9 protein-coding genes and 2 pseudogenes are annotated in these 14,728 nt (G+C 33.8%); 6 read left to right on the top strand and 5 right to left on the bottom strand.

The annotated features are described in order from the left end of the window. Nucleotides 1-368 precede the first annotated feature (368 nt). Nucleotides 369-935: a dCTP deaminase gene (gene dcd, locus AAGD39_RS02840; RefSeq protein ID WP_341757092.1), complete on the top strand. Its 567-nt coding sequence runs from the start codon at nucleotides 369-371 to the stop codon at nucleotides 933-935. A gap of 28 nt (nucleotides 936-963) precedes the next feature. Beyond that, nucleotides 964-1,413 (top strand): protein-export chaperone SecB, encoded by a 450-nt coding sequence (secB, locus tag AAGD39_RS02835; protein WP_341757091.1) that lies wholly within the window; start codon nucleotides 964-966, stop codon nucleotides 1,411-1,413. A 577-nt stretch (nucleotides 1,414-1,990) separates the two neighbouring features. Here secB and AAGD39_RS02830 read toward each other — a convergent pair. After that, complete coding sequence (locus AAGD39_RS02830; RefSeq protein ID WP_341757090.1) at nucleotides 1,991-2,995, bottom strand: uracil-DNA glycosylase family protein; 1,005 nt, start codon at nucleotides 2,993-2,995, stop codon at nucleotides 1,991-1,993. 26 nt (nucleotides 2,996-3,021) lie between these two features. Between AAGD39_RS02830 and AAGD39_RS02825 the strand changes: the two genes are divergently transcribed. The 3 genes and pseudogenes from AAGD39_RS02825 to AAGD39_RS02815 all read left to right on the top strand — a co-directional run. Beyond that, entirely contained in the window at nucleotides 3,022-3,960 is a 939-nt protein-coding gene (locus AAGD39_RS02825; protein WP_341757089.1) for an RluA family pseudouridine synthase, read from the top strand. Then, nucleotides 3,957-4,121 (top strand): annotated as a pseudogene (locus AAGD39_RS02820) (protein-(glutamine-N5) methyltransferase, release factor-specific); the annotation flags it as partial. The gene AAGD39_RS02825 and the pseudogene AAGD39_RS02820, both read left to right, overlap by 4 nt. A 354-nt stretch (nucleotides 4,122-4,475) precedes the next feature. Next, a pseudogene (locus AAGD39_RS02815) lies at nucleotides 4,476-4,973 on the top strand (HemK/PrmC family methyltransferase); the annotation flags it as partial. A 138-nt stretch (nucleotides 4,974-5,111) separates the two neighbouring features. Here the strand turns inward: AAGD39_RS02815 and AAGD39_RS02810 are convergent. From AAGD39_RS02810 to pheS, 3 genes are all read right to left on the bottom strand, one after another. Beyond that, on the bottom strand, nucleotides 5,112-6,458 hold the full coding sequence (locus tag AAGD39_RS02810) for a hypothetical protein (RefSeq protein WP_341757088.1): 1,347 nt from the start codon (nucleotides 6,456-6,458) through the stop codon (nucleotides 5,112-5,114). A gap of 418 nt (nucleotides 6,459-6,876) precedes the next feature. After that, the gene (gene pheT / locus AAGD39_RS02805) at nucleotides 6,877-9,258 is read right to left on the bottom strand and encodes a phenylalanine--tRNA ligase subunit beta (protein ID WP_341757087.1); all 2,382 of its coding nucleotides are present in this window, start codon (nucleotides 9,256-9,258) and stop codon (nucleotides 6,877-6,879) included. Then, on the bottom strand, nucleotides 9,255-10,304 hold the full coding sequence (pheS, locus tag AAGD39_RS02800) for a phenylalanine--tRNA ligase subunit alpha (RefSeq protein WP_341757086.1): 1,050 nt from the start codon (nucleotides 10,302-10,304) through the stop codon (nucleotides 9,255-9,257). Before pheS ends, pheT begins: the two co-directional genes overlap by 4 nt. Before the next feature lie 409 nt (nucleotides 10,305-10,713). Here pheS and AAGD39_RS02795 point away from each other — a divergent pair, with 409 nt between their 5' ends. Next, nucleotides 10,714-13,293, top strand: coding sequence for an N-6 DNA methylase (locus AAGD39_RS02795; RefSeq protein WP_341757085.1), 2,580 nt, complete (start codon nucleotides 10,714-10,716; stop codon nucleotides 13,291-13,293). Nucleotides 13,294-13,588: 295 nt separating this feature from the next. Here AAGD39_RS02795 and AAGD39_RS02790 read toward each other — a convergent pair whose 3' ends face one another. Next, on the bottom strand, nucleotides 13,589-14,386 hold the full coding sequence (locus AAGD39_RS02790) for an enoyl-ACP reductase (RefSeq protein WP_341757084.1): 798 nt from the start codon (nucleotides 14,384-14,386) through the stop codon (nucleotides 13,589-13,591). Nucleotides 14,387-14,728 lie beyond the last annotated feature (342 nt).

Raw genomic sequence — 14,728 nt, 5'->3', positions numbered from 1 at the left:
ATGTGAACACCATTTCACAGTTATCTCCATGAATAAGTGCAGTTTATGTCTTATTGACCTTATTGAGCTAAGTATGTTATAATAAAAAAATGGGGCTTTTAGTTAGAGAACAGTTGATTTTGCTTCTTGATCTAGCATTTTTTTAGAATGGATTCTAACACACTTTACACTAATATCATTACAGGATATAGAATAATCTACATAATTTTACAAGATATTTTTAATTTTTTTAACTACTTCAAATCCAGGGTGATTTAAAAGTTAAGAATAATTATTATATCGAGCTGAGACTAATTAAGGTTTTGTACTTTTAATTTTTAACTTAATCATTTATATTCAAGGATTTAAAATATTATGTGTAGTTATATATGACCATTATGTCTGATAATTGGATAAGAAGAATGTGTGCAGAACATGATATGATTGCACCTTTTGTTGATACGCAAGTTAAATTAAATAACTCAGAGAGGATTATTTCTTATGGCTTATCTTCGTATGGTTATGATGCAAGAGTTTCAAAAGAATTCAAAATATTTACTAATATCAATTCGTCAATAGTTGATCCCAAGAATTTTAGTGAATGTAGCTTAGTAGATAGAGAAGTTGATGTTTGTATCATCCCGCCCAATAGTTTTGCTTTAGCAAGAACAATTGAGTATTTTAAAATTCCAAGAGATATACTAGTTATTTGTGTTGGTAAATCAACCTATGCCCGATGCGGTATAATTGTTAACGTAACCCCATTAGAACCAGAATGGGAAGGACATGTAACATTAGAATTTTCCAATACTACTCCATTGCCAGCAAAAATTTATGCGAATGAAGGAGCTTGTCAATTCTTATTTTTAAAAGGCGACCAAACTTGTAATACATCTTATGCTGATCGTTATGGGAAATATATGAAACAGCAAGGTGTTACCTTGCCAATAACTTAAAAATTTTAATATAGAGGAACTATTTGTTATGAAAGATACTAATCAACAAGACATGCCACATATTGCTGTTAATGCCCAATATATAAAGGATTTGTCTTTTGAAAATCCAGATGCTCCAAAATCTTTGGTGTCTTTGGAACGTAATCCACAAATTGATTTATTCCTAGACCTTAATATTTCTAATTTACCTGAAGAAAATTTTTATGAGGTAGAATTAAGTATAGAAGCTAAAGCAATGAGCGAAAAACATAAGCTATTTATAGTAGACTTAAAATATGCTGGAGTTTTCAACTTAATTAATATATCAGAAGATCAACACCAAATGATATTAGCAATTCATTGTCCAGCAATGATTTTCCCATTTGCTAGAAAAATTATTTCGGATGTAACTCAGGATGGTGGATTCCAACCATTGATGATTGATCCGATTGATTTTGGTGCTTTATATCACAAGAAAATGCGAGAGAGTGAAAACTAACTATAATTTATCAACTAAAGATAAAGAAGCGGAAATCATACCCTACATTTTTTATTCTATTGTGAAAGTGTAATGTGTAATTCAGTATATGTGCTGATTTAATGAAAAAAACTTAGTTCTAAGAGTCATTGCAAGGAGTTGCAAAGTGGCAACATGGCAATCCAAGAGTTACAGCGGCAAAAAATAAAACTAGCCAGCTGTTTATTTGGCTCGCCACGTCACTTTGTGACTTACGATGACAACTATTTATTTCTATAATTTAGCATTTCCTATCATTAGTTGCGACTTTTAAATCTCCCTAGGAGGCTATTGGAGATAACTAATTAATTATATTTTGTGCTATTTTTAGGCGAGAATAAATAGGATTTTTGATAGGATGTGTACCTATTTCAAAAAAATCTTATAATTTGCAGCAAAAAAGACTTTATTCACCAACTAAATAAGCTTTGTTAACAGTGTCTAGTAGTCAAAAAGAGCCAAATATAGAATTACTTTAGTTATTTCCGACAACCTCCTAGCTATGGCTAATTATATGGACTGGTCATTTTTCAAACATATCAACCTATTTCCTAGGTTATTATTGTGTACTTGTTAACAGTCTAATATAATCATGAATTTTTATTAAATCATACCAGGTAGTTTTTTTCTGCATTGGTTGTCTAAGCAGATATGCAGGATGGAAGATAGAAGTAGTTTGAATTGGTTTGATAAGATACTGATTGGTATATAAATAATATTCTTGTCTGATTTTACTTATACCAGCATTTTTACCAAGTAAGCTAGTCGCTGCAACATTTCCTACTAAAACAATTAGTTTTGGGTTTATTAAAGCGATATGCTTCTCAACAAAAGGTCGGCAAATATCTATTTCTTCTTGTGTTGGTTGGCGGTTGGCTGGTGGTCGCCAAAATACCGTATTAGTAATATAGGCATTATGTTTTCTTGAAATATTGATAGAGGCCAAGACATTATCAAGTAATTTACCACTTTCACCACAAAATGGTATTCCCTCTGCATCTTCGCTACTACCTGGGGCTTCTCCAATAAACATTATAGAACTTTGTGGATTGCCATCAGCAAATACGGTTTTATTAGCTAATTTTTTTAAACCACAACCATCAAAATCCATTAATAGTTTTTTTAATTCTTCTAAACTGTTAGCTGAATCAGCCAAAGTTCTAGACAATGAAATGGCGTCATTCTGTTTTTGTACAGGTTCTGGATTCCCGCCTACGCGGGAATGACAAGGGGGACTGGAATGACGAGGAACACTGGAATAATTAGAGATGGATTGTGTCGCTGTCACTTTAGTTGCTTCTCGCAATGCCGTGTGGATAAAAGTACTTTCGTCATTGCGAGGAGGCATGGCCGACGAAGCAATCAATGCAGGGTACGAAGAATTGCGGGAATGGCTACGACTATTGGAACGAGGTAGAGTTGGTGGAATGCTAATCGGCTTAGCTTTAACATTAGAATTAATTTGTATTTTTTGCTGATTAATAGTTGATTCTGACAAATAATAATCTATACCAATTGTTTGCAACCATTTTAGTTGGTTGATTTTTTTTGTTAAATGAGTCATTTTGTTATTTTAAAATATTTTAAGTAATGGAAGAATATAACATACCCCAAAACCTAGATGGGTTTAGAATTGATAAGGCTTTGGTAAATCTTGTCAGCAGAACATCTAGAAGCCAAGTTCAGAAAATGATAAGTGACTTCCAAATACAAGTTAATGGTTTGATTATTTCTGATTCTAACTTTAAGGTCAAGGAGAATGACATTATCTCAGTATTTTTTAAAGTTTCTGAGCCATTAATGATGCAGGAAGCTGATATTAAACTTGATATTTTTTATGAAGATGAAGATTTAATGGTGATCAATAAAGCAGCTGGTATGACAGTCCATCCTGGTAGTGGCAACCACCAAGATACTTTGGTAAATGCCCTATTACACCATGCAAAATCTTTATCTAGTATAGGAGGATTGGAAAGGCCTGGTATAGTTCATCGTTTGGACAAAGATACATCAGGGCTTATGGTGGTAGCAAAGAATAATTTTGCCCATGTACATCTTGCAAAACAAATAGAAAGCCGTAATCTTGTACGCAAATATAAAGCACTCGTTTGGGGTATTATTAATCCGCAAGAGGGAGTTATAAGAAATAATATTGGTAGAGACCGTATTATACGGCAAAAAATGACTATTCTAAAATTTGGCGGTAAAGAGGCGGTTACTCATTATAAAACAGAGGAAATATTTTTTGATGGTATTATAAGTATGGTAGAATGTCGGCTTGCTACCGGACGAACTCATCAAATCAGAGTGCAATTGAGTCATTTGAAACATTCAGTAGTAGGAGACCAAACTTATGGTAAGAATAGCAAGAAAGTTAACACCAATTATAGCATACTACCACAAAAATTAATGGATTTCAAGAGGCAAGCATTACATTCTTGGTATATAAGTTTTTCCCATCCGGTAAGCGGTAAATTATTAGAATTTGAATCACCCCTGCCATCGGATATTACGGAAATAATTGCATGAATATAAAAGAATCTTTAATTTATGCTACTAACAAATTGCAAGCAGTAGGCATTAAATCAGCCAACTTAGAATCACGTATATTGGTGCAACATGCTACTAATAAATCCATTGAATATTTACTAGCAAGGTCAGAAGAAGAGTTAACCCAACAAGAGCAAATTATTTTTGAGGATTTGGTTAATAGGCGTACATTACTAGAGCCAATAGCCTATATTGTAGGATATAAAGAATTTTATAGTTACCAGTTTATTATAAACGATAAAGTACTTATTCCTCGGCAAGATACTGAGATTCTTGTCGATGCAATTTTAAAAGATGTTATAGCTAGTCCGAATAGCATTATGCTAAATTCACAAGCGTCATTGCGAGGAGCTACTTTAGTAGCGACGAAGCAATCCAGAGAGGCGATTAGAAATGGATTGCTTCGTCGGCTTACGCCTTCTTGCAATGACACTAGTTTGCTATTGCCAAATGCTAGTAAGGTTAGCTATAAAACAAATTACTCGTTCAAGGAAGAGCTAACAATATTAGAGCTTGGTACTGGTAGTGGCTGTATTGCTGTAAGCTTATTATTGGAAATGCTAAATGCTAATATTAATGTCAATGTAACCGCTACTGATATAAGTAACGAAGCTATTACTATTGCTCGTCAAAATACTATAAAACATAAAATTATTGATAGATTGGAAATAATTAACAGTAACTGGTTTGAGAATTTAAAGAAGCAAGAATTTGATATCATCGTAAGCAATCCACCCTATATTTCATTTGATGATACTGTTTATATGTTTCCTGAGACCCTAAAATATGAACCACACTCAGCCTTATTTGCTGAAAATAAGGGTTTATCATCATATTACATAATTGCTAAAGAAGCCAAAGGATTTTTAAAACAAAATGGTAAATTATTTTTAGAGATTGGCTTTAATCAAGCGACATCTGTTACAGAAATATTTGTAAATCATGGCTATACAATTCAGCAAGTTTATAAAGATCTAGAAGGTCTAGATAGAGGATTGTTGATAAGAATAGGTGAGTTTTAATTTCCAAGTACACAATTTAAAGCGGTTCTGCGAGTGCATTTTTCCTTATAACAAAGCCAGTTCGATATAAGCCTAAACATTGGTGCTTATATCGAACTGAGATTGATGTTACCTACCGCCATGTCCTTTTGTTGGTTTAAGATTAGCCTTAAAATTTGGCACAGGGGTTTCTGTTGTTTTTTTAGGGGGAGAAGAAGCTACCTTCCTAAAGTTGCCCATCGCGTTCTCGAGAGCCTTTGCATCAACAGCAAGTTGAGCAGGTTTTGTCTGTACCTTTTTTTCTGCAGTAGGTGATTTTACTGCTGGTTTAGATAGCTGAATACCAGTTGTACCAAGCATAGGTGGAGGAGGCGGGGGAGGCGGTGGAGGCGGTGGCATTGGAACTCCACTTTTATCAAATGTAACCGAAGGAATTTTTGTACTTGCTGCTTGCTTCTCTGCCTCTGCTTTCAGTGCTGCCGCTATTCTTGGAGCATCTATTTCATCTTGTTTAGCCTGGCGTGCTGCTTCTTCTGCTCTCAGCCTTTCAAATTCAGCTTTATCTTTAAGAAATACTTCGGGAAGCTTTGTATTACTTTGAACTTCACCAGCTTTGTCTCTTCGTGCTGCGAGTTTTTTTTCCAACTCATGTAACATGTTAGTACCTGCTGGATTTGCAAGTTTTTCTATTTCCTCCGCTGATTTCTTCTTCATACCCTTTAGAGCAACCAAAGGATCCTGCGGTGCAACATATGCTGGCGGTGGCGGAGGAGGTGGTGGCGGTGGAACACCCGGACCATTATTAACTACTACCTGTACTGGTGGCGGCATAACTGTTGGAGTGATATTTGTCACCTGTGCAGGCGGCATAGTTGGAGTATTACTCACTAGAGCATGTTCTTGCCCCACATCTTGTATAGGGTGGGTTATTTCTGGTACTGCTAACGGTGCTGTTTTAGATATAGCTGATTGGGGTTTAGAAGCTTCTACCAAAGGTGGTTGCATCGGGGCTTCTTTTGCCGGAATAGTTGGGGATATTTGTTTTTCCGCAACCTGTTCCTGCACAGCTTGTTTCTGTATAACATCAATTCCTTGAACAGCATCTTTTGTTGCTTGCTGTAATTCTTCTTTATGTTGTTTACTAAATGGAGATTTTAAAAAGTTAATGAGAGGAGTGAACCATGACTTGAACCATGCTTTTATTTGAGTGCCAATTGACGAACGACTTTTAAGGCTCTCAGCTTTTTCCTCTAACCCTTTTATATCTTTGGCTGTTATATTTTGAAGCGAGTTACTTTTTTCCAAGACATTCATTGCTCCAATTACAACCTCAGCTATATCTTCTAAATCTTGTTTTTCGGCAGAAAATGCTGGAGAATTAGCATGCGCTGCAATTACAGCCCCAGCTATCTCATTCACCGCTTCGTTGACAACAGCTAAGCCTTCCTTATTATTATCTTCATTACCACTTTTCATACAACACTCATAAATTAATTATTTCTGATAGCCTAATTATACAGTATAACTTTATTAATTATACTAAGTCAAGTACCCTAGCTAAAAAAGTTGCTTTATTCAGGAATTTTATTTACTCATCTTACGCATAACTCCCACAACTGTCGAAAGTTAGAAGAGGAAGAGACTTTAAAGGTAACTTAAAGGTTGTGGAAAAATAACCGGCGTCATTGCGAGAAGGCGTAAGCCGGCGAAGCAATCCATTTATGGTTACTTTTATGGATTGCTTCGTCGACCTTCGGTCTTCTCGCAATGACATTGCCTTGCCTAAAACAGCTGCCTCTTCTAACTTTCGACAGTTGTGACTAAAATAGCTCCTCGCAATGACGCCAAGCTGCTTTCCCTATGAGTTTTAAATGCCATGCGTAAGATGAGTTATTTATTCTCTTAATTTACCTTGAAATTTCTCATAAGCAGTTGTAACAACTTCTTGATTTAATAAATTTAGGTCTGCTTCATTTAACGTCCGATCATCTGCTTGAAATTGCACCTTAATAGCCACCGATTTTTTACCGGAAGGCAGTTTATCTCCCGAGTACACATCAAATAGATCAACAGACTTTATCATTTTTTTATTAGAATTCTTGATATAAGCAATTATCTTGCTAACCGGCTGCTCTAGATCAACTACAAAAGCATAGTCTCTAAAGGTTGGCTGGAAGTCAGAAACAATAAACTCGTCTCTTTTAGCAAATTTTGCTTTAGCAAATGGTATATTGGCAATATCTATTTCAAAGGCAAATATCTGACAGTCAATATCAAAATGTTTTAATATAGAGGGATGAATTTGCCCAAAATAGGCTATAACATTTTTACCAAGTTTTATAAGGCTTGATTTTGTCGGATGGTAATAAGGTAAATCAATAGGAGCAAATTGACACTTATCAATCGGTAGACCTACATAATTTAAAACATTTTCTAAGTCAGATTTAATATCAAAAACATCTACTAAGCGAGCTGCAGAATGACAATCTTTTTCATTATATAGCCCACATCTTACTGCAGAAGCAAAAATTAATTCTCCATCTGATGTACAAGAGTTAAAGATTGGTCCCAATTCCATCAAAGCAATTTCTTTAATGGATCTTGTTAAATTCTTTTGAACTAATTTAAGTAATTTAGGAATGATGCTAGGTCGCATATAATTATTATCAACATTAATAGGATTTAGCAAAAATAACTTCTCTTTTATTGGAGCAAATAATTTTGCTATTTCACTATCCATGAATGAATTTGTTACTACCTCATCATACCCATAACTGGCTAAAATTCTTTTAATATCAGAAATTCTTCGTTGCTCTTTAGGTATAATCCTTGTTAGTTGCATTTCTGGTAATTTAATCGGCTCTAATTTGTCATAGCCGTAAATACGAACAATTTCTTCAACAATATCTTCTTTAATTGTGATGTCATACCGCCAGGATGGTATGGTAAGTTTGAGAGTATCGCCTATATCTACTATAATAAAGCCAAGATTTTTTAAAATGTTACAAATCTCTGTTTTGCTTAAGTTTAGACCGGTTATTTTAGCTAGGCAATTTATAGGGAAGTCCAAGGATTTTTGCACAAAAGCAAACCCCTCATTATACACTATATCAGAAATTTCACCTCCACAAATAGCTAAAATCATTTTACTTGCAATATTTAAGGCTTTTAAGGTAAATTTTTGATCAATATTACGTTCAAAACGATAACGCGAATCAGTATCAACCTGCAGACGCCTGGCAGTTTTAGTAATATATTTAGGAGAAAAACATGCCGCCTCTAGTACGATATTTTTCGTTCCAATTGTACAACTACTATTATCCCCACCTATAATGCCAGCCAGAGCTAATACTTGCCTATTATCTTGAATTACCAAATCTCCTGAATCTAAAGCATACTCTTTACCATTTAAAGCTATAAATTTAGTTCTTTCTTTAAGAGTTGCAACTTGGACATTATCTAATAATTTATTTCTATCATAGGCGTGCATTGGTTGCCCGAAACTGTATGAGATGTAGTTAGTAACATCCACTACGGCAGAAACTGATTTCACTCCAATATTTTGCAACAATTGTTTCAACCAATCAGGGCTAGCCTTATTTTGTAAATTCCTTATTTCTCGAAAGGCGAATAATGGGCAGGCTTCTTTATTCTCTACCTGTAAGGTTAATGTAGATTCAAATTCTCCAGCAATTTCCGCTATTGCTAATTCTTTAAGCGTACCGATACCCTTGCTAGCTAGGTCTCTAGCTATACCATAGATTCCAAGAGCGTCACCACGATTTGGGGTAACATTAATATCAAAGATTGGATCACCATACCCATAATATTGTATAAGTGACTCTCCTATCTTAGCATCGGGCATCAGTTCTATTATACCATCAGAATTAGTCCCCACTAATAGTTCTTCTTCAGAACATAACATTCCGCAACTTTTTTCTCCACGAATTACTGATTCTTTAATTTTAAATTTACCATTTGGAATTTCACAGCCAATTTTTGCCAATACTACTTTAATATTCTCCCTAGCATTACTTGCTCCACAAACTATTTGTAAAATTTCCTCATTAGTTTGGACTTGACATATCTTAAGTTTATCCGCCGATGGATGGGGTTTAGTAGATAATATGTGAGCTACTTCAAAATCCTTTAGCTCCGTCCTTCTATCTATTATTTCTTCCACTTCTAGACCAAGCATGGTCAAACAGTCAGCAATATCTGCAACAGTACTCTCAGTATCTAAGAATTTTTTTAACCATGATAGAGTAAATTTCATCTTGTTAACCCCCCAGCTAGAGTTGGTATATCGAAAGCAGAGAAATTATAGTGTTTTAACCATCTTATATCTCCTTCAAAAAACTGTCTGAGATCCTTGATTCCGTATTTTAGCATGGCAAAACGCTCAACACCTAGCCCAAAAGCAAATCCCTGATAATGATTACTGTCTATATTAACATTTTTAAGAACGTTTGGATGAACCATACCACAGCCAAGCACCTCTAGCCATTTATCGCTACCCTGCATCTTAATATCCACTTCGGCAGATGGTTCAGTAAATGGGAAGAAGCTTGGTCTAAAACGCACTTCAATATTTGTTTGTTCAAAAAAATCTTTAATAAATTCCGTGATAAGGTATTTTAAATGTCCCATATTAATATTTTCATCGAGTACTAGACCTTCAATCTGATGGAACATCGGTGTATGGGTCATATCAGAATCAGATCTATAAGTTCTACCAGGAGCAATAAACCTAAAAGATGGTTTATCATTTTGCATGGTTCTGATTTGTATTGGTGAAGTATGGGTGCGTAGTAATTGTATATCTGCCCCTTCTTCTGCTTTTAGGTAAAAAGTGTCATGCATCTGCCTAGCGGGGTGATCTTCATAAAAATTGAGGGCAGTGAAATTATACCAATCATTTTCTATAGTCGGACCATCCTTAATAGTTAGCCCAAATTTTGCAAATATTTGAATTAATTCTTCGGTAGCTTGGGTAATGGGGTGGATGCTTCCCCTCCTATATTGTCTAGCTGGAATGGTTAAATCTGTCTTTTCTTCAGCAAACTGCTTATTTAATTCAAATTCCTCCAAGATAGTTTGTTTTGCTTGTAGCAAATCACTAACCTGCTCTTTAAGCAGATTAACTACCTCGCCTAACTTCTTTCGATCGTCTAGTTCAAGACCACCTAGTTTCTTCATTTCTTGATTAAGTAGGCTTTTTTTCCCAAGAAACTCTACCCTAATTTGTTGTAATTCTGATAGAGATTGAACAGACTCGATACTGCTTTGAGCAGATTTTAATATTTGGTTTAGATTATCCATAATAAATTAATAACATCAGGTCTTAAATATAGGGGAGATTAGACTAAGTTTCATCATATGTCTAGCCTAAATTATTATTGTTGTTGAAAGGATTAGTATGCTTTAAGGTTGAACTATAATTTCAATTACTTAGTAGACTTCCTGCATAAGTCAATCTAGTTGGTGATTTTGTCGTCGAAACTCGCCTCCGTTCCTCACATACGTCTATGTACGCTGCGGTACTCGGCTTCGTTTCTCCTAAAAATCCCTCAACTATCTCTGACTTATGCAGGAAGTCTAGTATTATTTGAATCAGTGTCTAGTAAAAAATATCTTAAGTATCTATTGTCGATGAGTTTTATTTTGGATATAACTAAAGGAGTAATAATATTATTTTTGAATTGTTATTGAATAATTGTGTGATTTAATTATGAGCGAAGAACTTCTACAACGAGATTTAATCAAGAATCCCCAAAAAATAGGGACTTGGAATTTTTATAATATTGGTGCAACAACTATTAGTGATTTAAAAAAAGCTGATATAATAAGAAGTATAGATTATGGAGATGTATTAAACAAGAGAGTTGATGGCATTATTACCAAACAAAAAGAAGTTATTGCTATTGTGGAATTTAAACAACCTAAAAATTTTAATACCAAGGATAAAAAAAATAATGCCATTCTGCAAGAAATTGAGGTTGCCAAAAAACTAAAAACAAAATTAATTATTGCAACTGATACCCAAGAGACGATATGGATTAATGTTGCTACTGGTAATAACGTAAAAACCGAAGAAGGCGATGATTTTAAATATCTTTTTGACTCCAAAGATATAAACTTACAAAAAGTTATCAATGAAATAATACAATCAATAAATGAGAAAAATGATAGAATTTTACCAAAGAAACTAGTCAATCCAACAGATCTAGCAAAACAAATATGGCAAGATGTTTGGAGTGTTAGCGGGGCAACCCCTGAGAATTGCTTATACACCTTTGTTGAATTATTTATATTCAAATATCTAAGTGATTTAAAAATATTACAAGGTACTTATAATTTTTATACTTTACTGCGGATGTATGAAGAAGGCAATGAAACTAACACAGTTTTGCAACATTACGCAAATATTATCAGACCACAAATAAAAGAGTTGTTTCCTGAAAATGTTCTAGACAAGACCACCATAATAAATGGTAGCATATTTATCAGCAAAGAACAAAAAGCTGTTGATAGTTATGGAACAGTCTTCAGAAAAGTGTTACACAAGTTTAGAGATTATGGGAAACTTGAACATATTGACCATGATTTTAAAAGTAAGCTATTCGAAAGTTTTTTAAAAGAAAGTATCAGTAAAAAGGAATGGGGACAGTTTTTTACTCCGATTAAAGTTGTTTGTGCTATCAATGAAATGGCAGAAGGTGAGTTAAAAGAAGGGATGACTATTTGCGATCCAGCATGCGGAGTGGGTAAATTTCCGTTAGAATTTATAAAAGATAATCTTGATAAGCTTTTTAAAGTTGAAAACAATAAAATAATACAAAAAGTTAAAATAGTTGGTTTTGATAAAGGTTTTGACAAAGATGAACAAAAAACCATCATTTTAGCAAAAGCCAATATGCTTATTTATTTTTGTGAACTTATAAAGGGCAATATTGGACTAACTAAAGAATTTGCTAAAATATTTAATGATAGTTTCATTTTAAAAACAAACTCAATACTTGGTACGCTTTCTGAAACAGAAGAAGAGAAATATGATTTAATTTTAACAAATCCCCCTTATGTAACAAGTGGAAGTAGTAATTTAAAAAAAGAAATATCTAAGAGTCTTACTTTAAAAAACCACTATAAAATCAATGCCATGGGTATTGAAGGGCTTTTTATGGAGTGGATCATTAAAGCTCTAAAAAAAGGTGGCAAGGCTTTTATAGTTGTACCTGACGGTATCTTTAATAGACAGAATGATAAAAATTTAAGGCAATATATTTTAGATAGTTGTTATATTGACGCAATTGTTTCTTTGCCATTAAAGACATTTTTTACAACACAAAAAAAGACCTATATTTTAGCAATTACAAAAAAATCTGATATTTCTGATATTCAAACTGATCCTGTATTCACTTATTTAGTCAGTGAAATAGGTGAAAGTAGGGATGTAAATAGATTTGATATCGAGCAAGACGACTTAAAAGAAGCGGTAAATTTGTATAATGCTTTTAAGGGCAATAAGAAGTATTTTGCAACTCTTAATCATGATAGGAGGTGTAAGATAGTTTCGATAAATGAATTTGACAGTGATAAAAACTGGTCTGTAGAAAGATGGTGGAGTAAAGAAGAAAAAATTGAATTAGGTATTGAAAAAATAGACCAATTAGTCTCAATTAGTGAGTTTAGTGATATAATTAGCGATTTAGCAACGAGCTGTAATGAGTTTACTACATCTTTGCAAGATATTGGATTTCATAAAATTAATGACGAAATTAAATATTGCCAAAATGTAAAAATAGAGGATATTTTTAATATAAAAAAAGGAATAGCAAAATACACTAAGACCTATATAAAGGAACATAAAGGTTTGTATCCTGTCTACTCAGCAAACACACAACAAGATGGTGTTTTAGGTTATATAAATCATTTTGATCATGATGTTGAATCTATCCAGATTACTACCAATGGATATGCTGGCACAGTTTTTTATAGGTCAAAACATAAATTTAGCATAAATGGAGATGCAAGATTATATATCCCAAAATGTGATAATCTTGATTGTTTATATCTATCGTTTGAATTACAAAAAGTATTAGATAAAAATAACTTTAACTGGGAATACAAGCCAACCATAGAAAGAACAAGAAATATTGAAATCAAAATCCCAATTACTGCAACAGGTGAATTTGATTTACCAAAACAAAAGGAGATAGCAGAGAAATATCGCAAAATCACCGAAATAAAGAATAATATAACAAGAAAACTTGAAAGAATAGAAAATATAAAAGTTGATATTGGTTTATAATCTTGATTTGACATTAGACTTGCTACATAAGTCAATCTAGTTGGTGATTTTGTCTTCGAAACTCGCCTCCGCTCCTCACGTACATCTTTGTACGCTGCGGCGCTCGGCTTCGTTTCTCCTAAAAATCCCTCAACTATCTTTGATTTATGCAGCAAGTCTATTCAAATGGTTTGAACAATTGGAACGAAAAACAAGGGATGGAAAAATGTAAGAAGTACAACTAGTCACGTTTATCCGCACAAATATTTTGTGCGGAGCAGCCAATAGTATGCCAATTCAAGAGAGCAAGGGATTGCTAAGAGCTAGCACCAACATCCATCCCTACTGTAGTGTTAAATCCACCATCAACATAATGCATTTCACCAGTAACTCCGGATGATAAGTTACTCAGCAAGTATAAAGCAGCTCCTGCCACATCACTAGAAGAAATATTTCTGCGTAATGGTGACGTAGCCTCATGGGAAGCTAACATAGTTTTGAAATCACTAATACCACTAGAGGCTAGAGTTTTTATAGGACCAGCCGATATAGCATTTACTCGGATATTATTTGATCCCATATCAGTTGCAAGATATTTTACACTACATTCTAATGCAGCTTTAGCAGGTCCCATCACATTATAATTACGGACTACCTTTTGGGAACCATAATAAGTCAGAGTAAGGATACTACCGCCATCTTTCATCAAAGGTTCTGCCCGTTTTGCCATAGCAGTTAGAGAATAACATGATATATTCATGCTATTAAGAAAATTAGGTAGTGTAGTATCTATATATCTACCTTTTAATTCATTTCGGTCAGAAAAAGCGATAGAATGAACCAAGAAATCAAGTTTACCCCATTTTTGTTCAATAATCTTAAACAAATTATCAAGTGACTCTTCACTCGTTACATCACATGGAACAACAAAATTACAACCAATTTCTTCAGCAAGAGGTCGAACGCGTTTTTCAAGCATTTCTCCTTGGTAGGTAAGAGCTAAGTCTGCCCCATGTTCTTTGACCATTTGGGCAATAGCCCAAGATATTGATAAATTATTAGCGACGCCTGTAATTAATCCTTTCTTACCATCAAGTAAACCCACAATTTGCATATATTCTCCATACTTAGTAATTAGACCTTGCTCAAACAATAGCATTATGTATATTTTTGTAAATAACTTTTAAAATATAGCTAACCCAAGTAGTTTCTTGATATTGTTATAAGTTCCTAAATTCATGTATGGAACTACCCAAAAATGCAAGAAAAAAATAATATTGCTTTTAACATATGGTTTAACAAATTGCAGTGCCATAAACTTGACATCATGACCAAATTTTGCTATCTCTCTAGGATGCTATCGGAGATAACTAATTTATTGTATTCAAGTAAAAAAATAGGTGTTTATTCGTGGTGTTTGCTTGGCAAAATTTTTGCATATCTTGACTATATCCTA

Origin of the sequence: Candidatus Tisiphia endosymbiont of Nemotelus nigrinus (assembly GCF_964026475.1) — a bacterium.
In the GTDB taxonomy this organism is placed as follows: Bacteria; Pseudomonadota; Alphaproteobacteria; order Rickettsiales; family Rickettsiaceae; genus Tisiphia.
This window is presented reverse-complemented; position numbering and strand designations above follow the sequence as displayed.

What these genes read in the sequence shown, in the direction of transcription:
- dcd (WP_341757092.1), top strand. Translation starts at nt 369, where the DNA reads ATGACCATTATGTCTGATAATTGGATAAGAAGAATGTGTGCAGAACAT.
- secB (WP_341757091.1), top strand. Translation starts at nt 964, where the DNA reads ATGAAAGATACTAATCAACAAGACATGCCACATATTGCTGTTAATGCC.
- AAGD39_RS02830 (WP_341757090.1), bottom strand. Translation starts at nt 2,995, where the DNA reads ATGACTCATTTAACAAAAAAAATCAACCAACTAAAATGGTTGCAAACA.
- AAGD39_RS02825 (WP_341757089.1), top strand. Translation starts at nt 3,022, where the DNA reads ATGGAAGAATATAACATACCCCAAAACCTAGATGGGTTTAGAATTGAT.
- AAGD39_RS02810 (WP_341757088.1), bottom strand. Translation starts at nt 6,458, where the DNA reads ATGAAAAGTGGTAATGAAGATAATAATAAGGAAGGCTTAGCTGTTGTC.
- pheT (WP_341757087.1), bottom strand. Translation starts at nt 9,258, where the DNA reads ATGAAATTTACTCTATCATGGTTAAAAAAATTCTTAGATACTGAGAGT.
- pheS (WP_341757086.1), bottom strand. Translation starts at nt 10,304, where the DNA reads ATGGATAATCTAAACCAAATATTAAAATCTGCTCAAAGCAGTATCGAG.
- AAGD39_RS02795 (WP_341757085.1), top strand. Translation starts at nt 10,714, where the DNA reads ATGAGCGAAGAACTTCTACAACGAGATTTAATCAAGAATCCCCAAAAA.
- AAGD39_RS02790 (WP_341757084.1), bottom strand. Translation starts at nt 14,386, where the DNA reads ATGCAAATTGTGGGTTTACTTGATGGTAAGAAAGGATTAATTACAGGC.